This is a genomic window from Cedecea colo (assembly GCF_011808225.1).
Lineage (GTDB): Bacteria > Pseudomonadota > Gammaproteobacteria > Enterobacterales > Enterobacteriaceae > Dryocola > Dryocola colo.
The window spans coordinates 205,860-229,846 of record NZ_SOYS01000001.1 but is presented as its reverse complement, the minus strand read 5'-3'; the positions used below and the strand labels follow the sequence as shown (position 1 = coordinate 229,846).

At 55.9% G+C, this 23,987-nt stretch carries 21 protein-coding genes; 9 read left to right on the top strand and 12 right to left on the bottom strand.

What is annotated here, in order from left to right; genetic code table 11:
• Nucleotides 1–60 precede the first annotated feature (60 nt).
• Entirely contained in the window at nucleotides 61–2,094 is a 2,034-nt protein-coding gene (gene metG, locus E2L00_RS01010; RefSeq protein WP_167605781.1) for a methionine--tRNA ligase, read from the top strand.
• 31 nt (nucleotides 2,095–2,125) lie between these two features.
• Here metG and E2L00_RS01005 read toward each other — a convergent pair whose 3' ends face one another.
• The gene (locus E2L00_RS01005; RefSeq protein WP_167605778.1) at nucleotides 2,126–3,346 is read right to left on the bottom strand and encodes an MFS transporter; all 1,221 of its coding nucleotides are present in this window, start codon (nucleotides 3,344–3,346) and stop codon (nucleotides 2,126–2,128) included.
• Nucleotides 3,347–3,526: 180 nt separating this feature from the next.
• Between E2L00_RS01005 and E2L00_RS01000 the strand changes: the two genes are divergently transcribed.
• The 3 genes from E2L00_RS01000 to deoR all read left to right on the top strand — a co-directional run bounded on the left by E2L00_RS01000 (nucleotide 3,527) and on the right by deoR (nucleotide 5,726).
• The gene (locus E2L00_RS01000) at nucleotides 3,527–4,267 is read left to right on the top strand and encodes a phosphatase PAP2 family protein (protein WP_167605775.1); all 741 of its coding nucleotides are present in this window, start codon (nucleotides 3,527–3,529) and stop codon (nucleotides 4,265–4,267) included.
• Complete coding sequence (gene ybjG / locus E2L00_RS00995) at nucleotides 4,264–4,872, top strand: undecaprenyl-diphosphate phosphatase (RefSeq protein ID WP_167605772.1); 609 nt, start codon at nucleotides 4,264–4,266, stop codon at nucleotides 4,870–4,872. Before E2L00_RS01000 ends, ybjG begins: the two co-directional genes overlap by 4 nt.
• 89 nt (nucleotides 4,873–4,961) lie before the next feature.
• Nucleotides 4,962–5,726 carry a DNA-binding transcriptional repressor DeoR gene (gene deoR, locus E2L00_RS00990; RefSeq protein WP_167607483.1) on the top strand — a complete coding sequence of 255 codons (765 nt, stop codon included), beginning with the start codon at nucleotides 4,962–4,964 and terminating at the stop codon, nucleotides 5,724–5,726.
• Here the strand turns inward: deoR and dacC are convergent, their stop codons facing one another.
• Nucleotides 5,727–6,935 carry a serine-type D-Ala-D-Ala carboxypeptidase gene (gene dacC / locus E2L00_RS00985; RefSeq protein WP_167605769.1) on the bottom strand — a complete coding sequence of 403 codons (1,209 nt, stop codon included), beginning with the start codon at nucleotides 6,933–6,935 and terminating at the stop codon, nucleotides 5,727–5,729.
• A 247-nt stretch (nucleotides 6,936–7,182) separates the two neighbouring features.
• On the opposite strand from dacC, the gene E2L00_RS00980 reads away from it, so the two are divergent.
• Nucleotides 7,183–7,809, top strand: coding sequence for a glutathione S-transferase family protein (locus E2L00_RS00980; RefSeq protein WP_167605766.1), 627 nt, complete (start codon nucleotides 7,183–7,185; stop codon nucleotides 7,807–7,809).
• A 3-nt stretch (nucleotides 7,810–7,812) separates the two neighbouring features.
• On the opposite strand, the gene E2L00_RS00975 is transcribed toward E2L00_RS00980, so the two are convergent.
• From E2L00_RS00975 to E2L00_RS00960, 4 genes are all read right to left on the bottom strand, one after another.
• A complete protein-coding gene (locus tag E2L00_RS00975; RefSeq protein WP_167605763.1) occupies nucleotides 7,813–8,931 on the bottom strand; it encodes a PQQ-dependent sugar dehydrogenase in 1,119 nt (372 codons plus the stop codon).
• Nucleotides 8,932–9,038: 107 nt separating this feature from the next.
• Nucleotides 9,039–9,422, bottom strand: coding sequence for a biofilm formation regulator BssR (locus E2L00_RS00970; protein ID WP_167605760.1), 384 nt, complete (start codon nucleotides 9,420–9,422; stop codon nucleotides 9,039–9,041).
• A 139-nt stretch (nucleotides 9,423–9,561) separates the two neighbouring features.
• Nucleotides 9,562–10,767, bottom strand: a complete 1,206-nt coding sequence (locus tag E2L00_RS00965) for a serine hydrolase domain-containing protein (RefSeq protein ID WP_338031868.1) — start codon at nucleotides 10,765–10,767, stop codon at nucleotides 9,562–9,564.
• A 32-nt stretch (nucleotides 10,768–10,799) separates the two neighbouring features.
• Nucleotides 10,800–11,105, bottom strand: a complete 306-nt coding sequence (locus E2L00_RS00960) for a hypothetical protein (RefSeq protein ID WP_167605754.1) — start codon at nucleotides 11,103–11,105, stop codon at nucleotides 10,800–10,802.
• 208 nt (nucleotides 11,106–11,313) lie between these two features.
• On the opposite strand from E2L00_RS00960, the gene rimO reads away from it, so the two are divergent.
• Complete coding sequence (gene rimO / locus E2L00_RS00955) at nucleotides 11,314–12,627, top strand: 30S ribosomal protein S12 methylthiotransferase RimO (RefSeq protein ID WP_167605751.1); 1,314 nt, start codon at nucleotides 11,314–11,316, stop codon at nucleotides 12,625–12,627.
• Nucleotides 12,628–12,715: 88 nt separating this feature from the next.
• Here the strand turns inward: rimO and gsiD are convergent, their stop codons facing one another.
• From gsiD to iaaA, 5 genes are all read right to left on the bottom strand, one after another.
• Nucleotides 12,716–13,627: a glutathione ABC transporter permease GsiD gene (gsiD, locus tag E2L00_RS00950; RefSeq protein WP_167605748.1), complete on the bottom strand. Its 912-nt coding sequence runs from the start codon at nucleotides 13,625–13,627 to the stop codon at nucleotides 12,716–12,718.
• Between the two features lie 2 nt (nucleotides 13,628–13,629).
• Nucleotides 13,630–14,550, bottom strand: coding sequence for a glutathione ABC transporter permease GsiC (gene gsiC, locus E2L00_RS00945; RefSeq protein WP_167605745.1), 921 nt, complete (start codon nucleotides 14,548–14,550; stop codon nucleotides 13,630–13,632).
• Nucleotides 14,551–14,714: 164 nt separating this feature from the next.
• On the bottom strand, nucleotides 14,715–16,250 hold the full coding sequence (gene gsiB, locus E2L00_RS00940; protein WP_167605742.1) for a glutathione ABC transporter substrate-binding protein GsiB: 1,536 nt from the start codon (nucleotides 16,248–16,250) through the stop codon (nucleotides 14,715–14,717).
• A 26-nt stretch (nucleotides 16,251–16,276) separates the two neighbouring features.
• The gene (gene gsiA / locus E2L00_RS00935) at nucleotides 16,277–18,151 is read right to left on the bottom strand and encodes a glutathione ABC transporter ATP-binding protein GsiA (protein ID WP_167605739.1); all 1,875 of its coding nucleotides are present in this window, start codon (nucleotides 18,149–18,151) and stop codon (nucleotides 16,277–16,279) included.
• The gene (iaaA, locus tag E2L00_RS00930) at nucleotides 18,151–19,104 is read right to left on the bottom strand and encodes a beta-aspartyl-peptidase (protein WP_167605736.1); all 954 of its coding nucleotides are present in this window, start codon (nucleotides 19,102–19,104) and stop codon (nucleotides 18,151–18,153) included. The genes gsiA and iaaA overlap by 1 nt, the downstream gene beginning before the upstream one ends.
• A gap of 213 nt (nucleotides 19,105–19,317) precedes the next feature.
• On the opposite strand from iaaA, the gene moeA reads away from it, so the two are divergent.
• Together moeA and moeB are read left to right on the top strand one after the other, a co-directional pair.
• Nucleotides 19,318–20,550, top strand: a complete 1,233-nt coding sequence (moeA, locus tag E2L00_RS00925) for a molybdopterin molybdotransferase MoeA (protein WP_167605733.1) — start codon at nucleotides 19,318–19,320, stop codon at nucleotides 20,548–20,550.
• Nucleotide 20,551: 1 nt separating this feature from the next.
• Entirely contained in the window at nucleotides 20,552–21,313 is a 762-nt protein-coding gene (moeB, locus tag E2L00_RS00920) for a molybdopterin-synthase adenylyltransferase MoeB (protein WP_167605730.1), read from the top strand.
• Here moeB and E2L00_RS00915 read toward each other — a convergent pair.
• Nucleotides 21,301–22,374: a LacI family DNA-binding transcriptional regulator gene (locus tag E2L00_RS00915; protein WP_236127644.1), complete on the bottom strand. Its 1,074-nt coding sequence runs from the start codon at nucleotides 22,372–22,374 to the stop codon at nucleotides 21,301–21,303. The genes moeB and E2L00_RS00915 overlap by 13 nt on opposite strands.
• A gap of 296 nt (nucleotides 22,375–22,670) precedes the next feature.
• Here E2L00_RS00915 and E2L00_RS00910 point away from each other — a divergent pair, with 296 nt between their 5' ends.
• Complete coding sequence (locus E2L00_RS00910; protein WP_167605724.1) at nucleotides 22,671–23,972, top strand: MFS transporter; 1,302 nt, start codon at nucleotides 22,671–22,673, stop codon at nucleotides 23,970–23,972.
• Nucleotides 23,973–23,987 lie beyond the last annotated feature (15 nt).

The following is a 23,987-nucleotide window of genomic DNA, read 5'->3' as shown; positions in this document are numbered from 1 at the left end:
CAGGGCGGGCTTTCGGTTAACATCAAAGCCCTTTTCTCTTTAGAAGATGCAATTCCTACTATGGCTCATGTCGCGAAAAAATTATTGGTAACGTGCGCACTTCCGTACGCTAACGGCTCAATCCACCTCGGTCACATGCTGGAGCATATTCAGGCTGATGTCTGGGTCCGTTACCAACGAATGCGCGGCAACACGGTCAACTTCATCTGCGCGGACGACGCACACGGTACGCCTATCATGTTGAAAGCACAGCAGTTAGGTATTACCCCGGAGCAGATGATTGGCGAAATGAGCCAGGAACATCAGACTGATTTCGCCGGCTTCAATATCAGCTACGACAACTATCATTCCACGCACAGCGATGAAAACCGCGAGCTGGCATCGGTGATTTATGGTCGTCTGAAGGAGAACGGTTTCATTAAAAACCGCACTATCTCCCAGCTTTACGATCCGGAAAAAGGCATGTTCCTGCCGGACCGTTTCGTGAAAGGCACCTGCCCGAAATGCAAATCACCGGATCAGTACGGCGATAACTGCGAAGTGTGCGGCGCAACCTACAGCCCAACCGAGCTTATCGAGCCGAAATCCGTGGTTTCCGGCGCGACGCCTGAAATGCGTGACTCCGAGCACTTCTTCTTTGATTTGCCGTCGTTTAGCGAAATGCTGCAGGCCTGGACCCGAAGCGGTGCGTTGCAGGAGCAGGTGGCGAACAAAATGCAGGAGTGGTTCGAGTCAGGCCTGCAACAGTGGGATATCTCCCGCGACGCGCCTTACTTCGGCTTCGAAATTCCGGACGCGCCGGGCAAATATTTCTACGTCTGGCTGGACGCGCCAATCGGCTATATGGGTTCATTTAAAAACCTGTGTGACAAGCGCGGCGATACGGCAAGCTTTGACGAATACTGGCAGAAAGATTCCACCGCCGAGCTGTATCACTTCATCGGTAAAGATATCGTTTACTTCCACAGTCTGTTCTGGCCTGCAATGCTTGAAGGCAGCGGCTTCCGCAAGCCAACTAATCTCTTCGTGCACGGCTATGTGACGGTAAACGGCGCGAAAATGTCCAAGTCGCGCGGCACCTTCATTAAAGCCAGCACCTGGCTGAAACACTTTGATGCCGACAGCCTGCGCTATTACTACACCGCGAAGCTTTCCTCGCGCATAGATGACATCGACCTGAATCTGGAAGATTTCGTGCAGCGCGTGAACAGCGATATCGTCAACAAAGTGGTTAACCTCGCCTCCCGTAACGCGGGTTTTATCACCAAGCGGTTCGACGGCCAGCTGTCTGCGGAAATTACCGACCCGGCGCTGTACAAAACCTTTACCGATGCCGCAGCCAGCATTGGCGAAGCGTGGGAAAGCCGCGAGTTTGGCCGCGCGGTGCGCGAAATCATGGCGCTTGCCGACGTGGCAAACCGCTACGTTGATGAACAGGCTCCGTGGGTGGTGGCAAAACAGGAAGGCCGCGATGCCGACCTGCAAAGCATCTGCACCATGGGTATTAACATGTTCCGCGTGCTGATGACCTGGCTGAAACCCGTTCTGCCAACGCTTGCCGAACGCGCCGAAGCTTTCCTGAATACCGAACTGACCTGGGATGCCATTCAGCAGCCGTTGCTAAACCACAAGGTGAACAACTTTAAAGCGCTGTATAACCGCGTCGATTTGAAGCAGGTTGAAGCGCTGGTTGAAGCCTCGAAAGAAGAGGTGAAAGCGGCGGCCGCACCGGCAACCGGCCCGCTGGCGGACGACCCGATCGCTGAAACCATCGCTTTTGACGATTTCGCCAAAGTGGACCTGCGTATTGCGCTGATTCAGAAAGCGGAATTTGTGGAGGGCTCCGACAAGCTGCTGCGCCTGACGCTGGATCTTGGCGGTGAAACCCGCAACGTCTTCTCCGGTATCCGTTCTGCATACCCGGAGCCTGAGAAACTCGAAGGCCGTCTGACGGTAATGGTGGCAAACCTGGCGCCGCGTAAAATGCGCTTCGGCATCTCGGAAGGAATGGTGATGGCGGCAGGCCCAGGCGGAAAAGACATCTTCCTGTTAAGCCCGGACAGCGGTGCGCAGCCCGGCATGGCGGTGAAATAATAAAAATACCCTGGCAAGCCGGGGTATTTTTTTAAACGTCCGTAGCGTTACCCACCGACTTATCTTTTAAGAACACAAACATCAGTCCCAGCCACAGCACTCCGCCCAGCAGGTTAAACAAGCTGAACAAACCGCTGCCGCCGTACAGATAAGCGTGCTTGCTCACTTCGATACCGACGATGAAAATCAGCATCTGTAACATCCCCATCGCCGCCGATACCGTGCCCTTGCTCATCTCGCTTGCGAACAGCGTCAGACGCACCAGGCCCGCATTCGCAAGGCCGATGCCGAAGGCATACAGGCTCAGACCGACGGTCATCCACAGGTACGCATGAGCCGAAACAACCGTTGCCGCCGCGGCTACCGCCAGGCCAGGTACAATCCACCAGCCGCCAAGGATAATCAGCGAGCGGATGCTGCGACGCGAGGTTAAGCGCGCCAGCACAAGATTACCCACAATCAGCGCGCCGAAAATCGGAACCTGCAACAGACCATATTCGTAGGTGCTGAGGTGCTCGCCGCTAATGATAATCACCGGCGACTGCGCAATCCACGCCAGCAGCGGCAGGCTAACAAAACCTATCGCCAGCGAGCCCGCCACAAAACGGATATTTTTCAGCACCAGTTTGTAGTCGCGGCCGAGATCTTTTAACGACAGCTTCTCGCCCAGACGCGTCGCCGTTTCCGGCATCGCACGATGCAACCCAACGAAGGAGAACGCCGCCAGCAGCGCGAACAGAATAAACATGGTTTCCCATGGCGCATATTGCACCCAGGCCGCGCCCACCAGAGGCCCAAGCAGCGGCGCAATCAGCGCGACGTTCGCCATCAACGCGGTGATTTTGATACACACCGCCTCCTCGAACGATTCCTGAATCGCTGCATATCCCACCGCGCCAATAAAGCACAGGCTAATGCCCTGCAAAAAACGCAGGATGGTAAACTGCTCGATGTTCTGCGCAAGCAGAGTGGCAAGGCAGGTGACGATAAACCACATCACGCCGGTGAGCATCACCGGACGGCGGCCGATTCGGTCAGAGAGCGGCCCTAACAGCCACTGTAAAAACATCCCGCCTGCCAGATAGGCCGTCATCGACGTCGGCACCCATTCGATGCCCGCGTTGTACTGCTCGACAACCGCCAGCATGCCCGGCTGGATCATGTCGTTGCCGATATAGGTTGAGAACTCATAAAGTACCAGACACAGCGGGAAAAGCAGTGCCTGGCGACCCAGTCGTTTATTATGTTGCATTAGCTGCTCGGGAGGATAATGGCCAGAGGAAACGGAAATCACGCGCAGTTTAATAAATTGCCCGCGCGGTAGATAGTGAATTATGGACGACGCCTGCGGATATCGCGCGGCCTTCATTTTATTTAAGGTTTTCTTAATATCGCCTGCGTATGCTGCATTTTTTCCCTAAAAAATAGCGCCATGGCTACTCAGGATAATATCCCTTTATCAGATAAGGGTTTGGTAATTAAGATAAACCCGCTTTACCGTCTGTCGGTACGCTTTTATCTTTACCAGTTCGCAAGCCTCGCGATGCTGGCCGTCATATTTACGTGGCTGTCGCGCAATGAAGGTCTGGACAGGCTGCTTACGGGTTACTGGTATGACGCAGCAAGCCATGGTTTTCCGCTGCAAAAGAATCACCTGCTCGATCTGCTTAATCACCGGCTGCTGAAAGATATTGTCATCGCCGGGGGCGCTATCGCCCTGATTTATGGTCTGATTCGCCGCCAGCCGCGCCTGATAACGGTCGCCGTACTGTTTGGCCTGGGCGCCCTGACGGTGGGCATTCTGAAGGCCACCAGCCACCACTCCTGTCCGTGGGATCTGCTGGAGTACGGCGGCAAAGCGGTTTCTTATCCGCTGTTCGGCCAGGTGCCGGCAGGGAGCGGGCCCGGACGCTGCTTCCCGGGTGGACACGCTACCAGCGGGTTTGCCGTGATGGCGCTGTTCTTTTTGTTTTACCGCGAACGCCCGGCGCTCGCATGGTGCTGCCTGGCGGGCGGCATCGCGCTTGGGCTTATCATGGGCTACGGCCAGGTAATGCGCGGCGCACACTTTTTCAGCCACAACCTGTGGGCAGGTTGGTGGGTGTGGTTAACGCAGCTGGTGATGTACGGCATCGTCTCCACCTGGACAGTCAAGGAACCAAAATCGTTATGATGGAACAACTCAATCAGACGCTCTTTTTACTGATTAACGCCACGCCGCTCTCGCCGGAATGGGCTATCAGGCTGGCCATTTTTATTGCCAAAGATCTGATAAACATAGTCCCGCTGTTGATTGCCATTCTGTGGCTGTGGGGTCAGCGTAAACAGATCGCGGCCCAGCGCGAGATGGTGATTAAAACCGCGATGGCAATTATTATCAGCGTTTCTCTTTCCTGGGTTGTCGGTCATCTGTTTCCGCACGATCGTCCGTTTGTCGACGGCATTGGCTATAACTTCCTGCATCACGCCGCGGATGATTCCTATCCAAGCGACCACGGCACGGTGATTTTCACCTTCGCGCTGGCTTTCTGGTTCTGGCATCGGGTGTGGTCCGGCGCGGTGATATTTGCCCTCGCCTGCGCCATAGCCTGGTCACGGATATATCTGGGCGTGCACTGGCCGCTGGATATGCTGGGCGGATTGCTGGTGGGCCTCTGTTCCTGTGGGATTGCGCAAATGCTGTGGAACGCCTGGGGAGCGCAGATTTACAGGCGCTTGCATCAGGCACACCGCTTCTGCTTCGCGCTGTTTATCCGTAAGGGCTGGGTGCGTGACTAAGCGTTTTGGCGCAGGTAATATGCATTATCGAATAACGCCTCTCTCCCTCTTCTCTGTGGGGCGAGGGAATGGAATGTGCAGATTACATGATGGAAACCCGGCGCGACGAACGCATCAATCGCCTGATTCAGGCGTTAAAACGCAGCGATAAAATTCATCTCAAGGATGCGGCCAGCCTGCTGGGCGTGTCAGAGATGACCATCCGTCGCGATCTGAACAGCGAATCCGGGCCCGTGGTGCTGTTGGGCGGCTATGTGGTGCTTGAACCGCGTAGCGCAACCGCCAGCCACTATTTGCTCAGCGACCAGAAGACGCGCCATACTGAAGAAAAGCGTCAGGCTGCGCGCCTGGCGGCGGCGATGATCCGCCCGCATCAGACGGTATTTTTTGATTGCGGCACCACCACGCCTTATATCATTGAAGCTGTGGATGACGAACTGGCATTCACCGGCGTTTGCTACTCCCTGAATACCTTTCTCGCCTTACAGGACAAACCTAACTGCCGCGTTATTTTAAGCGGCGGTGAGTTCCACGCCAGCAATGCGATTTTCAAGCCGATTAATTTTCAGGAATGTTTGCGCAATCTTTGCCCGGATATCGCCTTTTTCTCGGCGGCGGGCCTGCACACGCGTCACGGCGCCACCTGTTTTAACCTTGATGAACTGCCGGTAAAATGCTGGGCGCTTTCGATGTCGCAGCTTTGCGTGCTGGTGGCAGACAGCAGTAAGTTTGGCAGGGTGCGTCCAGCCTGTATGGGGCCGCTGTCTTCATTCCATACCATTATCAGCAATGAAGAACCCGCCGCGGAGTTTATGGATTACGCCACGGCGGAGCGTATCAAACTGCTGTGGTAATCAGGAGAACCAGCTGCCGAACCAGCTGTGGAATTTCATCAGTACGAAATCCCACATCCGACTGAAGAAGCCGCCCTCTTTGACATCCTCCATCACCATCAGCGGGCGCTGTTCGATGGATTTACCGTTTAGCTGGAAGTCGATAGCGCCGACAACCTGGTCTTTTTTCAGCGGCGCGGTGAGCTGCGGCTCGGTCAGCGTGAAGCTTGCCTTCAGGTTTTTCAACTGCCCACGTGGAATAGTGACTGAGCCAGCGTCGCCCGCGCCAAGCTTCACTTCGCTACTGTCCCCAAACCATACGCGCTGCGTCACGAAGGTGGCGTCTGGCTTGATTGGCGTAACGGTTTCATAGAAGCGGAAACCCCACGTCAGCAGCTTTTCACTTTCGTTAAAGCGGATGCGGTCGGTTTTGGTGCCCAGCACCACGGAAATCAGACGCATATCACCCTGCGTCGCCGAAGCCACCAGGTTGTATCCCGCCCCTGCCGTAGTGCCGGTTTTCATGCCGTCCACGTTGATATTTGAGCTCCACAGCAGGCGGTTGCGGTTTGGCTGTTTGATTTTATTGAAGGTGAACTCTTTCTCTTTGTGGATAGCGTACTCTTCCGGCACGTCGTGAATCAGGGCTTTGCCTAACAGCGCCATATCGCGCGCGGTGCTGAACTGCCCCGGCGCGTCCAGGCCGTGTACCGTTTTAAACGTGGTATTGGTGAGTTTGAGTTTTTGCGCGTAGTTATTCATCAGGCTCACGAAGGAGTCCTGGCTGCCCGCCACAAAATCCGCGATAGCGATGCTCGCGTCGTTACCTGACTGGATGATGACTCCTTTGTTCAGGTCTTCCACCGAGACTAAATCTCCCGGCTTCAGGAACATCAGCGAGGACCCGCGCAGCACCGGGTTACCGGTTGCCCACGCGTCCTTACCGATGGTCACCATATCGGTGAGATGAATTTTTTCTGCTTTCAGTGCCTGGCCAACCACGTAGCTGGTCATTAATTTAGTCAGGCTTGCCGGATCGAGCTTTTCGTCAGCGTTGCCTTCTGCCAGCACTTTACCGCTGGCGTAATCCATTAAAATCCAGGCTCTGGCGTCAACCTGTGGGGCATTTGCCGTTGTCGGTTCAGCCGCGACCGCCGGAGCCGCCAGAAACAGAAGGGTTGTCCCTGCAAGCAGGGCTCGTAACGTCGCAGGAAGTAGCAAGCTCTTCATAAAACCACCCGAGTATCCATTCAAAAAAGTCACGGCTTACGCCGCCATAGGTATTTCAAGTTGTAAGTAAGCTAGCGTGCGAATCTACTTAAAGAAATAAGGCGTTGGTAAAGTTTGTTAAGTTTATTCGAAATTTGCCGTACCTGCCGCCGTCTGGCTTATTTTTTATGGTTTGTTGCGGTGATAAGGTGTTTTCTTAAACGACCGATAGACTGAATATGCACGCACTCATCCATCAGGAGCAAATATGATAACCGTTTGGGGCAGAGATAATTCGACCAATGTAAAGAAGGTGCTGTGGTGTCTGGAAGAGCTGGGCCAGGCGTACCGTTCCATTCCTGCGGGCGGAAAATTTGGTAAAACGCACGATGCAGAGTATCTGGCGATGAATCCTAACGCGCTGGTACCCTGCATCCGTGATGACGCAACAAATCTGACGCTGTGGGAATCCAATACCATCGTGCGCTATCTCGCCGCGCAGTACGGGAAGAATGCATTGTGGATTGAGGAACCGGCCGCGCGTGCGCAGGGCGAAAAATGGATGGACTGGGCGGCAACAACGCTGGTTATTCCTTACCGCGGCGTGTTTATGGGCCTTGTACGAACCGCCCCGGAACAGCGCGACCAGAAGCTGATTGAAGAAAGCATTGTGCAGTGCGACGAGTTGCTTAGCCTTCTGGATGCCGAGCTGGCGAAGCAGCCGTGGTTTGACGGGGCAGAATTTGGATCGGCAGATATCGCGCTGGGGCCAACGATTTACGCATTGCTGAACCTTGACGTGAAATGGGGAGCGCACGTCAACCTGCGGCGCTGGTATCAGCAGCTTACCCAGCGCCCGGCGTTCCGGAAAGTGGTAATGATTCCGTTAAGTTAAACGTTAGCCCTGCGGGCTGAGCTTCAGCAATTGCCCGTCAGATTCGTCGGTCAGGACGTAGAGATAACCGTCCGGGCCGACACGCACATCCCTGATACGTTGTTTACGCGAGCCCAGCAGACGCTGCTGCCCGGTTACCTTATCGCCATCAAGCGTCAGCTCAATCAGGTTTTTTTCCTTGAGCGCGCCGATAAACAGCTTCCCTTTCCACGACGGGAATTTATCCGCGTTATAGAACGCCATGCCGCTTATCGCCGGTGATACTTTCCAGTAATAATTCGGCTGCTCGGTCCCTTTGACGATTTCCCCCTTCGCTTCCGGGATCTTCATTCCGCTGTAGTTAATGCCCCATGTTGCAAGCGGCCAGCCGTAATTTTTGCCCGCCTGCGGGATGTTAATTTCGTCGCCGCCGCGCGGGCCATGCTCGGTCAGCCACAGCTCGCCATTCGCAGGATTGATTGCCAGTCCCTGTGGGTTACGGTGCCCGTAAGACCAAATTTCAGCACGCGCGCCCTGCTTGCCGGCAAACGGATTATCTTTGGGAACCGTACCGTCTTCGTTAAGACGCACCACTTTGCCTTGCAGCTTGTCGAGATCCTGCGCGGTGGGCCGCCGGTTGTTTTCCCCAAGCGCTATAAACAGATGCCCTTTGCCATCGAAAGCCATTCGCCCGCCAAAGTGGTTGCCGGTGGAGAGTTTAGGCTGCTGGCGGAAGACAACTTTAAAATCTTCCAGCCGTTTCAGGTTGGCGCTGAGCGTGCCGTAGCCCACGGCGGTTCCCGCTTTATCGTCATCGCCTGCTTCCGCAAAGCTAAGCCATACTTTGCGGCTGCGTTCAAAATCAGGCGCCAGCACCACGTCGAACAGCCCGCCCTGGCCGTGCGCCCAGACGTCGGGCACGCCGATAATCGGATCGCCCAGCCCGGCGCCCGGCTGCCAGTGGCGTAGCTGCCCGTCACGCAGCGTAATCAGCATGCCTTTGTTATCCGGCAAAAATGCCAGCGACCAGGGATTCGCGAGTTTGCTTTGCAGCACCTCGACTTTTACCTCTGCGGCCTGAACAACGGCCGAGCAGAATATAAGCGCTGCGCAGATAAGTAAGCGGGATGAAGGCCAGCACATACAGCATCTCCTTTTGTGTTAACAGCATAAGGGTAGCCGCCTGCATTTACCGGGAGAGGATTTTTACACAACCTTAAATGCAGTTGGGGGAGTTACCTCCCCCGTGGTTACGCCTCGATGGCCTGTCGGCTGACAAGCAGGCCGTTCAGGCTGTGCGACAGCTTCTCCAGAGAAGCTTCCAGCTTATCGGCATCTATGGCGACGTAGTGCGGGCAGTCATGCTGTCCGGTCATCAGACAGACGGCGGCAGAAGAAATTGCCGCAATGCCGTTGTCGAAGGAGGCAATTTCCTGCGGCAAAAATATTATTTTTACATCGGGTAAGTTCCGGCGATACTCGGTGCACAACTCGAACAGATTATCGCGCAGATGTTCACTCTCAACGACCGTCATATAACCTTTCGCCCGCCGCAAAGAGAGATAAGCTGCGAGGTCTATTTTTGCAACAATCAACTTTTGCAAAAGATCGCGCCTGAGCGTACTCCTGGACATGCATTTATCCTCCCTATGAATTGAACCCATAACATTCATATAGAGTATGGTCACTTTTTAGCCAGTGAGGGTTTTATTACGGCAGATATTGATCCGCCACAATAATCTTGCATAACGTAAAATTGCCCGGGGAGCTACTTCAGATGACGGCGTTTTTGCCACAGGTCGATGCCATATTTTGCTCGCGCCATAGCTGAAGCAGCACGCTGTGACCCAGATTGTTCTGCCAGGTAAAACTGTTTTGCAACACCACTACCGCGAAGTGATGCTGTCGGTCGATGCCAATATAGCTGGAATAACCGCCGATGTAGCCTACCTGATAAGTGATGGTCTGTTCACCATAGGTATCGCTCACCCAGGCAATATTCGCGGCTTCTTTTTCACGGGGATAATAAACCCGCATGGCATCGCGCATGGCGCTGTCCAGCAGGCTGTTTCCCGTGCTGCCAAGGTGCGCGGCGGCAAAGGTAAGCAAATCGGCCGTATCGGCATATAACCCACCTGCGCCAAGCATATTGCCTGTGAACTGCCAGTCCGGCACAACCTGCCCGGCCGGGACAAATTTCGGCTGGCTGCCAGCGTGGCCAATCGCTCGTAGCGGCCATGCTCTTAGCTTCTGCGGCGTGAAGCTGGCGTGATGAATGCCCAGCGGGGCAAACAGCAAGGTATCCACAAGCTGGTCCGCACGCTGCCCGGTCTGGTAGTTCAGCACATAGTCCAGCACCGCGTAGCCGAGGTTTGAATAGCGCGGCTCATCGCTTGCAGGCTTGACGAAGTGCGCCAGATCGTCAACAACCCGGTCGCTGTCGAGATGGGCATAAAAGTTTTCCCCATTCCACAGATAGCGGACGAACGCGGTCAGCATCGGCAAATCCATATTCTGACGTGGCAGGCCGGAAGTATGGGTGACAAGCTGCAACAGCGTGATTTTCTTCGCGTCATCGCTCAGAGCAACCGTCGGCGGCAGCAGCGTTTCAAGCGTATCAGACCAGCGCAGACGGCCCTGCGCCACCAGCACCGCCGTGGCCTCTGCGGTCATTCCTTTGCTGAGTGACCCCACCGCAAAAAGCGTGTTTTCATTAACCGGATTGCGATGTTCAAGGTCCGTCACGCCATAGCGCCAGTAATGGCGCTGATTCTGCGCATCAATAACGCCCACTACCATGCCGGGGGAATGCTGCTCAACCATCAGCGGCAGCCAGTCGTCAATATTGCGCGGCTGGGGATCGCCGCAGGCGCGTTGCGCCCGCTGTGGCGCTTCCGCCACGGGTGCCACGTTCGAGAGCGTGCCGCATCCTGCCAACAGGCAACTTAACGTCAGTATTAGCGTCTGGTAAGTATTCACGCGCGGCGGCATCGCATTAGCGAGGGGCGGGATTAATTTGCGGCAACGCAAGGCTTTGAACTCAGCTCGACGATTAGCGTACGGTTATTGCCTTCTTTTTTCACCGCAAGCTGGCTGCTGTGGTAGCGATACAGCGCCTGACCGCCGCTCATTTGCTGATAGGAGTAGCGCCTGCCGTTATAAAAGGCGTAATCACCGTCCAGCGCCAGTTTTTCCCCTCCGCAAACAAATTTTTGCGCCGTCTCTGACGGTGTGTTTAGCGGCGTAGGAATAACGTTACAGGCGGACAGCAACAGCGTGGCCGCAACCATGCCGGTTAAAACGAGGATCTTGCGCATTAAAGGGTCCTTGTGGGTGAGGTCATTATCATTGGATGAAACGGCAGTGATAATAAAGCCTGGCGCTGCGGCAAGCAAAACAAGAGATGTCGTAACGGGCAGGAAAAGGCCGAAAAGTTACCGGCGATAACATCTGCTAGAGGGTTACCACAAACCCGTGTAAAATCGCCCGGTTTTTATTTCTTGTTTACTTTGTGAGCGTACACCCATGCATCAACCCCGTATTGGCTTTGTCTCCCTCGGCTGCCCAAAAAACCTTGTCGATTCAGAACGCATTCTCACCGAACTGCGCACCGAAGGGTACGATGTCGTGCCCAGCTATGACGATGCCGATATGGTTATCGTGAACACCTGCGGTTTTATTGATAGCGCGGTACAAGAATCGCTGGAAGCGATCGGTGAAGCGCTGAACGAAAATGGCAAAGTCATTGTGACCGGCTGCCTGGGTGCCAAAGAAGATCAAATTCGCGAAGTGCATCCGAAGGTGCTGGAAATCACCGGGCCGCACAGCTATGAACAGGTTTTACAGCACGTTCATCACTATGTGCCGAAACCTAAGCACAATCCGTTCCTGAGCCTGGTGCCGGAACAGGGCGTGAAGCTGACGCCGCGTCATTATGCCTATTTGAAAATTTCCGAAGGCTGTAACCACCGCTGCACCTTCTGCATCATCCCTTCCATGCGTGGCGATCTCGACAGCCGTCCGGTAGGCGATGTGCTGGCCGAAGCCAAACGTCTGGTGGATGCGGGCGTGAAAGAGCTGCTGGTTATCTCGCAGGATACTTCCGCTTACGGCGTGGACGTTAAACACCGCACCGGCTTCTACAACGGCGAACCGGTCAAAACCAGCATGGTCAGCCTGTGCGAGCAGCTTTCTAAGCTCGGCGTGTGGACGCGTTTGCACTACGTTTACCCGTATCCGCACGTTGACGATGTGATCCCGCTGATGGCCGAAGGCAAGATCCTGCCGTATCTGGATATTCCTTTGCAGCACGCCAGCCCGCGCATCCTCAAGCTGATGAAGCGCCCGGGCAGCGTGGACAGGCAACTTGCGCGCATTAAGCAATGGCGCGAGATTTGCCCGGACCTGACCCTGCGCTCCACCTTCATCGTCGGCTTCCCTGGCGAAACCGAAGAAGACTTCCAGATGCTGCTCGACTTCCTTAAAGAAGCCCGTCTCGATCGCGTAGGCTGCTTCAAATACAGCCCTGTCGAAGGCGCTACCGCTAATGAACTGGCGGACCAGGTGCCGGAAGAGGTGAAAGAGGAACGCTGGAACCGCTTTATGCAGTTACAGCAGCGGATCTCCGCCGAACGCCTGCAGGAAAAGGTAGGCCGTGAGATTCTGGTTATCGTTGACGAAGTGGATGAAGAAGGCGCGATTGGCCGCAGCATGGCAGACGCCCCGGAAATCGACGGCGCGGTTTACCTCAACGGCGAAACCAAACTGAAACCGGGCGACGTGGTACGCGTGAAAGTAGATAACGCGGACGAATACGACCTGTGGGGTGCTTTGGTTTAAGTTAGCTGGCGGCGGGTGGCGCTCACGCTTACCCGCCCTACAAAACCGCATTTCGTAGAACGGGTAAGCGCCATCCCTCTTTTCGAAACTATCCCTTAATCTTCGGGTCCAGCGCGTCCCGCAGCCCGTCCCCTAAAAGATTAAACGCCAGCACCGTCAGGAAGATTGCAAGGCTTGGGAAGATAGCCACATGCGGGGCCATTACCATATCCGCTCGCGCTTCGTTGAGCATGGCGCCCCACTCCGGCGTGGGCGGCTGTGCGCCTAAACCTAAAAACGACAGGCTTGCCGCCGAAATAATCGACGTGCCGATGCGCATGGTGAAATAGACCACGATGGACGACACCGTACCGGGCAAAATATGGCGGAAGATAATCGTCCAGTCCGAGGCGCCGATGCTGCGTGCCGATTCGATAAAGGTTTGATGTTTCAGCACCAGCGTATTGCCACGTACCAGACGAGCAAATGCCGGGATGCTGAAAATCGCCACCGCGATAATCACGTTTGCCATCCCGCTGCCCATGACCGCCACCACGGCGATAGCAAGCAGGATGCCGGGAAAAGCAAACAGCACGTCACAGATGCGCATGATTATGCGATCCCACCAGCCTTCGTAATACCCGGCCAGAAGGCCGAAGAAGGTGCCGATAAGCGCGCCGATAAGCACCGAGAAAACGCCCGCCGCCAGCGAGATTTGCGCGCCAACCAGCACGCGGCTGAAGATATCCCGCCCCAGCGAGTCCACGCCGAACCAGTGCAACGCAGAAGGACCATCGTTTAATCTGTCGTAATCGAAGTAGTTTTCCGCATCAAACGGGGCAATCCAGGGAGCAACGAGCGCTATCGCTATCAGCAGCAGCACAAACGCGCCCGCGACCAGTGCGACAGGCTGCTTACGCAGCCGCCGCAGAAATTCGCGCCACGGCGTGCGCACGGCTGCGGGCCGCACTACCGGCATTGCATCGAGTACCGCCTGGCGTCGCCAGTTAAAAAGTCGCATCCTTACTTGTACCTGATTGCAGGGTTAATGGTCGCGTAGAGCATATCCACTACCAGATTGATGACAATAAATTCCAGCGAGAAAAGCAGCACTTCCGCCTGAATTACCGGATAATCACGCATTTCGACCGAATCCACCAGCAGGCGGCCAAGCCCCGGCCAGTTAAAGACTTTCTCTACCACAATCGAACCACCGAGCAGGAAACCAAACTGCAGGCCCATCATGGTGACGACCGGGATCATAGCGTTACGCAGCCCGTGTTTAATTACTATCAGCGTCTCGCTCACCCCTTTGGCGCGGGCGGTACGCATGTAGTCTTCCTGGAGCACGTCAACAAACGACGCGCGGGTAAAGCGGGCCATCACGGCCGCCACCGCAGCCCCTAACGTGATGGAGGGTAAAACGTAGTGCTGCCAGCTATCGGCCCCGACGGTCGGCAACCAGCCCAGCTCGACGGAAAACACCTGCATCAGCAACATGCCCAGCGCGAACGCCGGAAACGAAATCCCCGATACGGCAATCGTCATGCCGATCCGGTCCGGCCAGCGGTTACGCCACACGGCGGAGACAATGCCGGTAAACAAACCGAAAATTACCGCCCAGCCCATGCTGGTCAGGGTGAGCCATAGCGTTGGCATAAAGCGGCTGGCTATCTCTTCAGAAACCGGACGGCGCGATACCATTGAGGTGCCAAAATCGCCCTGCACAACGTTGATAATAAAGTGCCAGAACTGCTGCCAGAGCGGTAAATCCAGCCCTAACTGTTTGCGCACCATCTCAATAACCTGGGCGTCCGCTTCCGGCCCGGCAATAAGGCGTGCGGGATCGCCCGGCAGCAGATGGACGAACAGGAATACCAGCACCGCCACGATGAGCAGCGTTGGAATAAGGCCCAGCAGGCGTTTAAGGAAATAGTTAAACATGGTCGCCCTTTACGTTTCCCCTCACCCTAATCCTCTCCCCAAAGGAGAGAGGGAACAAACAGAAAATAACGCTTTCCCCAAAGGGAAGTGGGAGCTGGATCGAGACGGGTTTTCTCCCTCTCCCTTTCAGGAAGAGGGCCGGGATGAGGGTAAAATCCACCACCTTACTTCAAATCCGCGTCATCAAAACTAAAGCCGGTATCCGGCATCACATAGAAGCCGGTCAGATTTTTGCTGTGCGCTGAGACCAGTTTTTCCACCACCAGCGGCACCCACGGAGACTCTTGCCAGATAATGTCCTGCGCGTCTTTATAAAGCTTCGCTTTTTCATCGCGGTTAGTGGTTTTCAGCGCTTCGCTCAGGTCTTTATCCACCTGCGGATTGCTGTAAAACGCGGTATTAAACAGCGTTGGCGGCCAGTTCTGGGAAGCAAACAGCGGCGACAGCGCCCAGTCAGCTTCGCCCGTAGAGGCAGACCAGCCGGTGTAGAACATTCTCACGCCGCTTTCCGCCTGCCCTTTGCCTTCCACTTCCGCAGCACGCTGCCCGGCGTCCATCGCCGTCACTTTTACCTTGATGCCTACCTGCGCCAGCTGCTGCTGGGTGAATTGCAGGACCTTTTGCGCGGTGCTGTGGTTATGCGACGACCAGAGCGTGGTTTCAAAGCCGTTCGGGAAACCAGCCTCTTTCAGTAATTCGCGTGCTTTAGCCGGATCGTACGGCCACGGCTTATATTTCTGCGCGAAGTCGATAGACGGTGGCACAACGCCCTCCGCCGGAGTCGCATAACCGGCGAACGCCACTTTCACCAGCGCCTGACGGTTGATGGCATAGTTAATCGCTTCGCGCACTTTTGGATTGTCGAGCGGTTTCTGCGTGACGTTCATGCTGATGTAGCGCTGCATGATGGATGGCGAGGCCACCAGCTCCAGCTTGCCGTTTTTCTCAAGCCGACCCGCCTGCTCGTAAGGAATAGGGAACGCGAACTGCGCTTCGCCGGTTTGCAGCATTGCCGCGCGGGTATTGTTATCCACAACCGGGCGCCAGGTGATGGTATCCAGTTTTGGCAGCCCCTGTTTCCAGTAGCCGGCGAATTTCTTCACCTTCACAAAATCCGTCTGGTTCCAGGTATCAAGCTGATACGGGCCGGTGCCGACCGGATGGAAGCCTATATCCTTGCCATATTTTTGCAGCGCGGCCGGGGAAATCATCGCCGTTGCCGGGTGGGCGAGAATATTAATAAACGCCGAGAACGGCTGTTTGAGGGTGATTTTCACGGTAGTTGCATCCACCGCTTCGGTTTTGGCAATCGCCTTGTAGAGGTTATAGCGTTTGAGATGGTTATCCGGGTTGCTGGCGCGGTCGAGGTTGACCTTCACCGCTTCGGCATTGAAATCCGTACCGTCCTGGAATTTTACGCCCGGACGCAGTTTGATGGTGTAGACCAGGCCGTCGTCGGAGACGGTATAGCTTTCCGCCAGCACGTTTTGCAGCTTCATGTCCTTATCAAGGCCAAACAGCCCCTGGTAAAACGATTTTGCCACCGCCTGCGAGAGCGTGTCGTTGGCGTCGTACGGGTCGAGCGTAGTGAAGTTGGAAGCCACGGCCACCACGACATCTTTGGCAGCAAAGGCCGGTGCGGCGAGTACGGAAGATGCGAGGCCTGCCGCAACCAGCCATTTTTTAGTGTTATTTGTCATATTGCTATTCTCCTGATTATCCCTGCCTAAATACGGTTTTCATGGCTTCCGATCGGGTGTCGGGCAACGAAGTGCCCGGGGCCAACGGCCACCAGCGGAGCAACTTGCGGTTCATCCCCAAGCCTGCGCGTGGCGCCTGGGATCTCATCAGAAAGTAAAACGGGGTGCGGGCGACGGTGCGCCGGATCGGCAACCGGAACGGCGGCCATTAGCTTACGGGTATAGGGATGCTGTGGATTTTCAAATACCGCACGGCGCGGGCCGATTTCGACAATCTGCCCCAGATACATCACCGCCACGCGATGGCTGATCCTTTCCACAACCGCCATATCGTGAGAAATAAACAAAAATGCGATACCAAACTCGCGCTGTAAATCGAGCAGCAAGTTGATGATTTGCGCGCGAATGGAAACGTCCAGCGCGGAGACGGACTCATCGGCAATCACCACCTTCGGATTTAGCGCCAGCGCGCGGGCGATGCAGATACGCTGACGCTGGCCGCCGGAAAACTCGTGTGGATAGCGCCAGGCGTGTTCCGGCAGCAGGCCCACACGCTCCAGCAGCCACGCAACGCGTTGTTGCGCCTGCGCTTTTGGCATCATGCTATGCACCAGCAGCGGCTCCATAATCGAATAGCCGACCGTCAGACGCGGGTCCAGCGAAGCATAAGGGTCCTGGAAGATAAACTGGATATCTTTGCGCACATGCTGCATCTGCGCATTCGGCAGATTGTCGATACGCTGGCCGTTAAAGTTAATGCTGCCGCCCTGGGTTTCCACCAGCCGCAGCAGCGAACGCCCGGTGGTTGATTTACCGCTGCCGGATTCGCCAACCAGGCCAAGCGTTTCACCGGGCCACAAATCAAAACTCACCTTCTCTACCGCGTGAACCTGTTTAGTGACGCGGTTGAAAATGCCGCTGCGAATGGCGAACCGGGTTACTAAATCACGCACCTGTAAAACCGGCGTTGCGCCTTGCGGGATGGTATCTTGCTCGATTTCCGGCTCGTGTTTATCGGGATCGTTCGGATCGACCAGCGGAAATTTACGCGGCAGGTCTGAACCGCTCATCGAGCCCAGACGCGGCACCGCGGCCAGCAGCGCTTTGGTATAAGGATGAGCAGGCGCGCGAAAAATCTGTTCCACGCTACCGGTTTCCACCGCTTCGCCGCGGTACATCACCAGCACCCGATCCGCTATGTCCGCCACTACGCCCATATCGTGCGTAATAAAGATGACGCCCATTTCCATTTCGTCCTGCAGGACGCGGATAAGCTGAAGGATTTGCGCCTGAATGGTGACATCCAGCGCCGTGGTAGGTTCGTCGGCAATCAGTACCGCCGGACGGCAGGAGAGCGCCATCGCAATCATGACGCGCTGGCGCATACCGCCAGAAAGCTGGTGCGGATAGTTGCCCAGAATGGCCTTCGCTTCGGGAATGCGCACGCGTTCAAGCATGCGCTGCGCTTCAAGCATCGCCGCCTTGCTGTCAAGGCCCTGATGTAAACGAATGGATTCTGCAATTTGCTCGCCCACCGGGAAGACGGGATTAAGCGAGGTCATCGGCTCCTGAAAAATCATCGCGATATCCGCGCCGCGCACGTTGCGCATCTGCGAGGAACTTAATTTATAGGGTTCGATAACCTGCTTATTGCGGCGACGTAGCAGAATTTTTTCACCATCAACCAGGCCGCCGGACTGTTCCAGCAGGCGCATTAGCGCCAGCGCGGTAACGGACTTACCTGAGCCAGACTCGCCGACAATCGCCAGCGTTTCACCGCGTTTGAGATCGAACGAAAGGTGGCGCACCGCTTCGCTGTACGCTTTTTCCTGACGAAAACGAATGTTCAGGTCTTTAACGCTGAGCACCCGGTCTTCTGGCAGTTCATCACTGTGCGGCATCAACGCTCCTGGTCGCGATAAATTCCTACGCTGGGCGCATCGCCGACATAACCATAGCCGCGATACATCCCCTCACTGTTAAATGGCAGCGCCACGTTGCCTTCGCTGTCGATGGCGATAACGCCGCCGCTGCCCTCAAGCGCGGGCAGTTTTTCCATCACTACGCGTTCCGTCGCCTGATGCAGGCTCAGGCCGCCGTACTCCATTAAGGCGGCAATATCATAAGCGGCCAGGGTGCGTATAAAGACTTCGCCCGTGCCGGTGCAGGAGACGGCAACGTTTGCGTTATTGGCATAGCAACCCGCGCCGACGAGGGGCGAATCCCCTACCCGACCGGGCATTTTATTTGTCATGCCGCCGGTTGAGGTCGCCGCCGCGAGATTGCCAGATTGGTCGCGCGCCACGGCGCCGACGGTACCAAATTTAGTGTCTGGATCTATTGGCTCATCGCCGTCATGGTCCAGCACGGTTTTGTGAGTAAGCTGCGCGTGCGCTAGCTGTTCCCGGCGTTCCGGCGTAGAGAAAATTTCAGGCGAAACGGGCTCAAGCCCCTGCGCCTGCGCAAATGCCTCGGCGCCCTCAGCTATCAGTAACACATGCGGGCTGTATTCCAGCACCTTTCGCGCAGCGATAATCGGATTGCGGATATGGCTGACGCCCGCAACGGCCCCGGCATCCAGCGTATTGCCGTCCATAATGCAGGCATCGAGTTCATGTGTACCCGCATGGGTAAAGACGGAGCCAATCCCGGCGTTAAACAACGGGCACTCTTCAAGCATGCGCACGGCTTCGGTCACCGCATCCAGCGCGCTACCGCCCGCTGCCAGAATAGCCTGTCCGGCTTCAACAATTTCTGACAACGCCTGAATATAAAGCTGCTCCTTCTCAGCGCTTAACCGCGCGCGAGTGATGGCGCCCGCTCCACCGTGAATCGCAATTACCGCTTTGTTCATAACAACATGGCCTTGTCCTGATTATCATCCGGCAACTTTTTCTATAAATATCAGAATCGTTACCGTTAACTAATTCAATTTTTGAATATAGAAAGATGTAAATGTGTTGTAAAGGAAATTGACTATGCGCCTTACCCCTAATGGAACATTCAGTGACGGGGCTTTATCTGCCATACTATGCCCCTTACTTTGCCCCCGCCGCAGGAGTTTTACATGGAATTTACCGCCGGGCTGATCCCCCTTGCAACCGCTCTGGAACAGATGCTTTCACGCATTGTTCCCGTCACCGAAGCGCAGACTGTCCCGCTATTACAGGCCGCCGGGCGCATTACCGCCAACCCTGTCACTTCCCCGATTGATGTGCCTGGCTTTGATAACTCAGCCATGGACGGTTACGCCGTGCGCATGGCCGATATTGCCGCGGGCGGCGCTCTGCCCGTTGCGGGGAAGGCTTTTGCCGGGCAGCCGTTTAGCGACGAATGGCCAGCGGGGACCTGCATAAGAATTATGACCGGCGCTCCCTTACCGGCGGGCGCTGAAGCTGTCGTTATGCAGGAAGAGACGGAAGTGACCGAAAGCGGCGTGCGTTTTAATGCGTCGGTGAAAAAGGGCCAGAACATCCGCCTGCGCGGGGAGGATATCCGCAGCGGCGCCAGCGTGCTGCCCGCGGGTAAAAAATTATCCGCCGCCGAGCTGCCGCTTATCGCCTCGTTGGGTATTGCTGAAGTCGCGGTGCAGCGCAAACTGCGCACCGCCGTATTCTCAACGGGCGATGAGCTTCGGTTGCCGGGCCAGCCGCTGGGCGACGGGCAAATCTACGACACCAACCGTCTCGCGGTTCATCTGATGCTCGACCAGCTCGGCTGCGAGGTTATCGACTTAGGCATTATCAAAGACGACCCGGAAGCCCTGCGCGCCGCCTTTATCGAGGCAGACAGTCAGGCGGATGTGGTGATCAGCAGCGGCGGCGTTTCCGTGGGCGAAGCGGATTACACCAAACAGCTTCTCGAAGAGCTGGGAGAAGTCGGCTTCTGGAAGCTGGCCATCAAGCCTGGTAAACCGTTCGCTTTTGGTCGCCTGCAAAATAGCTGGTTCTGCGGCCTGCCGGGTAATCCGGTGTCGGCGGCGCTAACCTTCTATCAGCTCGTGCAGCCGTTGCTGGCCAGGCTGAACGGTCAGCAGGGTAACGTGCTGCCGCCACGCCAGCGTGCACGCACGGTCGGCAGGCTCAAAAAATCGCCGGGGCGCCTGGATTTCCAGCGCGGCATTATGCGCACCGCTGAAGACGGCCAGCTTGAGGTGCTCAGCACCGGGCACCAGGGTTCGCATATTTTCAGCTCGTTCAGCCAGGCCAACTGCTTTATCGTGCTGGAGCGCGAACGCGGCAACGTTGAAGCGGGCGAATGGGTCGAGATCGAGCCGTTTAATATGCTGTTTGGAGGCTAAGATGACAGCCGAGCTGAGCGATACAGAAATGCTGCGCTACAACCGCCAGATTATCCTGCGCGGTTTTGATTTCGACGGGCAGGAAGCGTTGAAAGCCGCGCGTGTGCTGGTTGTCGGGCTTGGCGGCCTCGGCTGCGCCGCCGCGCAGTATCTTGCCGCAGCGGGCGTGGGGCACCTCACGCTGCTGGATTTCGATACCGTTGCGCTATCTAACCTGCAACGCCAGACGCTGCATCGCGACGCGGCTATCGGGCAGCCGAAAGTGGCTTCCGCACGGGATGCGCTGGCCGTCATCAATCCCCACATTTCGCTCGCCGTTATAGATGCGCTACTGGATGAGCCGCAGCTTGCGCAAGCAGTGCTGGCGCACGATCTGGTGCTGGACTGTACCGATAACGTTACCATCCGCAATCAGCTCAATCGGTGCTGCTTTAAGGCGAAGAAACCGCTGGTCAGCGGGGCGGCAATTCGCATGGAGGGCCAAATCAGCGTCTTCACGTATCAGGAAGGGGAACCCTGTTATCGCTGCCTGAGCCGCCTGTTTGGGGAAAACGCCCTGACCTGTGTCGAAGCGGGCGTGATGGCTCCGCTGGTCGGCGTAATAGGTTCGTTGCAGGCGATGGAGGCCATCAAACTGCTGGCGCATTACGGTACGCCCGCGAGCGGGAAAATCGTTATGTACGACGCCATGGCCTGCCAGTTCCGCGAAATGAAGCTCACGCGTTTTGCGCAGTGCGAGGTATGCGGAACTCACTCGTCGTAAAGGCCGTCGCTCTTTACCGCCGTATGACTCTTGTCAGAGCGTATACGGCGCACTGATTCCCGCACCGCCAGCGTACCGTTTAGCAGCAGATTCCCGACGGGCGCCTCAGGACGAATAAGCCGCTGCTGGAGAATATGCACGGCTTCCTCTCCCAGCTCATCGCGTGGTACGTGCAGCGAGGTGAGCGGGACGTCGTGAATCGCCGCAAGGTTAAAACCGTCAATGCTCATTACCGAAATATCATGGGGTACCCGCAGCCCCGTCTTTTGCAGGGCGCTGACCGCACCCGCAGCCATAAAATCACCGCCCACCAGCAGCGCTGTCGGCAGCATGTGCCGCGGCGTGGCTGCGAGAAAATCTTCGATAATCTGCTCGCTTTCTTTGGCGCTGAAGCTTTGCGCCGTCATCAAATGCCGTCCATCCTCAAACTGAAGGTTGTGCGCTTCCCACGCATCGCGTATGCCCGCCAGGCGCAGCTCCATGGTGTAGCGGCGCAGGCAAAGTAAATTTACCACCGATTTATGCCCCTGTTCGAACAGGTAGCTTGCCGCGAACTCGCCGATTAGCTGGTGGTCGGGTGCCACGCCCGGCAGGCGCATTTTGCGATCGCGGCAGTTGATCAGCACGCAGGGTTTAGCGAGATCCGCAGCCAGATCGTGAATATGCGGATCGTCAATGCCCAGCAGGATCGCCGCTTCCGTTTCCGCTTCGTTCATTTTGCTCAGAAACAGATTGGCGTCGCTGTCATGCTCTTCGAGGGCGCAGTAGCGTAGCCGGACTTCATGGGGGCTAAGCGCCTTGCTGACGCCCTGAATCACGCGGTAATAGAACACATCCAGCCGCTCTTCAAACGCCCGCTGCGGCGCGAATACCACCAGGCTATTAAGCAGTAATCTCCCCGCCGCCAGCCCTTTGAGCACGCCGTTTTGCTGCGCGCAGTGCAATACCTGCTGCTTTGCCGCTTCGCTGGTGTTGGCTTTGCCTGCCAGCACGCGGGAAACGGTGCTGATCGAAAGCCCGGTTTGCGCCGCAATTTCGGCGATTTTTAGCTTTTTACTCATTCTGTGATCTGCGCCCATTTTGCCGATGAAAAAATTTTCACCGGCCAGAGATTAGCTGATTCACTGATAATTTGGCTGATTCTGACCGGCTGACAGCGCCTTCATGAAAATTATTGCATCAAATCTGCTGTTGACCTTTTTATAACTGATTTAGGCTCAATTTGTCGAACAGCTTTTCTCGCGTCGATTTCGCAAATAGCATTTAAAAACAATATTAATCAATGCGTTATTAATTTATTACGGCCAGAAGGCTGTTATACCAATTCCGACAGACGCTCTGCTACGTGGAGAACATCATGAGTCATGGCATACAACAGGATGTAACGACGGTAAAGGCTAAACGTACTATCCGCAATTTACGTTGGTGGGTACTGGTACTGTTTTTACTGGGCGTTACCGTCAACTACATCACGCGTAACTCGCTGGGTATTCTTGCTCCTGAACTGAAGACTTCCCTTGGCATTACCACCGAACAATATTCCTGGATAGTCGGTGCTTTTCAGCTGGCCTATACCCTCTTCCAGCCTGTTTGCGGCTGGCTTATCGACGTGATTGGCCTGAAGCTCGGCTTTCTGGTTTGCGCAGGCGTCTGGGCGGTGGTTTGCATCATGCATGCGGGCGCCGGTAGCTGGCTACAGCTGGCAATACTGCGCTTCTTTATGGGCGGCGCGGAAGCTGCCGCAACGCCTGCCAACGCCAAAACCATTGGTGAATGGTTCCCGAAAAAGGAACGCCCTGTTGCCGCAGGCTGGGCGGGCGTTGGCTTCTCCATTGGCGCGATGCTTGCGCCACCCATTATTTATTTCGCTCACGCCTCTTTTGGCTGGCAGGGCGCCTTTATGTTTACCGGCGTGCTTGCGCTGCTGTGGGTCTTACTGTGGTGGCTGTTCTACCATAACCCTGAACAGCATCCCAACCTAAGCAAGGACGAGCTGGCGTTTATCAAGCAGGATAACGAACCGCCAGCCGTGAGGTTACCGTTCTTCACCGCCCTGAAAACCGTTTCTAAAAATAAACGTTTTTACGGTATCGCTATCCCTGCGTTTATGGCCGAGCCGGCCTGGGCCGTGCTGAGTTTCTGGGTGCCGCTGTACCTTGCCAGCGAACGCGGTATGGACCTGAAGCAGATAGCCATGTTCGCCTGGCTGCCGTTTCTCGCCGCCGATCTGGGCAGCGTGGCGAGCGGCTATCTGACAAAAGTTTATACCCGCTGGTTCGGCTGCACGCGCACTAATTCTATCGTCGCCAGCTCCGTAACCGGCGCTTTCCTGATGATCTCCCTGGCGCTGGTCGCTATCACTAAAGACCCTTATATCACCATCGCGCTGATTTCCGTGGGCGGCTTCGGGCACCAGATTATCTCCTGCATGCTAAGCGCGCTGGTCGTCGACTCTTTCGATAAGGGCCAGATGGCAACGGTCAACGGCATGCGCGGCTCTGCGGCGTGGATCGCCAGCTTCCTCTTCTCGCTGTTGATTGGCGTTACCGCCGACAAAATTGGCTATAACCCGCTATTTATCGCCATGGGCTTCTTTGACCTGATTGGCGCCGTATTCCTGGTTTCCTTTATTGCTGAACGCCGCGCTAAGCGTGCCTGATATGGATTGTGAACG

Coding starts and splice junctions, on each gene's coding strand:
- metG (WP_167605781.1), top strand. CDS start 61: ATGGCTCATGTCGCGAAAAAATTATTGGTAACGTGCGCACTTCCGTAC.
- E2L00_RS01005 (WP_167605778.1), bottom strand. CDS start 3,346: ATGCAACATAATAAACGACTGGGTCGCCAGGCACTGCTTTTCCCGCTG.
- E2L00_RS01000 (WP_167605775.1), top strand. CDS start 3,527: ATGGCTACTCAGGATAATATCCCTTTATCAGATAAGGGTTTGGTAATT.
- ybjG (WP_167605772.1), top strand. CDS start 4,264: ATGATGGAACAACTCAATCAGACGCTCTTTTTACTGATTAACGCCACG.
- deoR (WP_167607483.1), top strand. CDS start 4,962: ATGGAAACCCGGCGCGACGAACGCATCAATCGCCTGATTCAGGCGTTA.
- dacC (WP_167605769.1), bottom strand. CDS start 6,935: ATGAAGAGCTTGCTACTTCCTGCGACGTTACGAGCCCTGCTTGCAGGG.
- E2L00_RS00980 (WP_167605766.1), top strand. CDS start 7,183: ATGATAACCGTTTGGGGCAGAGATAATTCGACCAATGTAAAGAAGGTG.
- E2L00_RS00975 (WP_167605763.1), bottom strand. CDS start 8,931: ATGTGCTGGCCTTCATCCCGCTTACTTATCTGCGCAGCGCTTATATTC.
- E2L00_RS00970 (WP_167605760.1), bottom strand. CDS start 9,422: ATGTCCAGGAGTACGCTCAGGCGCGATCTTTTGCAAAAGTTGATTGTT.
- E2L00_RS00960 (WP_167605754.1), bottom strand. CDS start 11,105: ATGCGCAAGATCCTCGTTTTAACCGGCATGGTTGCGGCCACGCTGTTG.
- rimO (WP_167605751.1), top strand. CDS start 11,314: ATGCATCAACCCCGTATTGGCTTTGTCTCCCTCGGCTGCCCAAAAAAC.
- gsiD (WP_167605748.1), bottom strand. CDS start 13,627: ATGCGACTTTTTAACTGGCGACGCCAGGCGGTACTCGATGCAATGCCG.
- gsiC (WP_167605745.1), bottom strand. CDS start 14,550: ATGTTTAACTATTTCCTTAAACGCCTGCTGGGCCTTATTCCAACGCTG.
- gsiB (WP_167605742.1), bottom strand. CDS start 16,250: ATGACAAATAACACTAAAAAATGGCTGGTTGCGGCAGGCCTCGCATCT.
- gsiA (WP_167605739.1), bottom strand. CDS start 18,151: ATGCCGCACAGTGATGAACTGCCAGAAGACCGGGTGCTCAGCGTTAAA.
- iaaA (WP_167605736.1), bottom strand. CDS start 19,104: ATGAACAAAGCGGTAATTGCGATTCACGGTGGAGCGGGCGCCATCACT.
- moeA (WP_167605733.1), top strand. CDS start 19,318: ATGGAATTTACCGCCGGGCTGATCCCCCTTGCAACCGCTCTGGAACAG.
- moeB (WP_167605730.1), top strand. CDS start 20,552: ATGACAGCCGAGCTGAGCGATACAGAAATGCTGCGCTACAACCGCCAG.
- E2L00_RS00915 (WP_236127644.1), bottom strand. CDS start 22,374: ATGAGTAAAAAGCTAAAAATCGCCGAAATTGCGGCGCAAACCGGGCTT.
- E2L00_RS00910 (WP_167605724.1), top strand. CDS start 22,671: ATGAGTCATGGCATACAACAGGATGTAACGACGGTAAAGGCTAAACGT.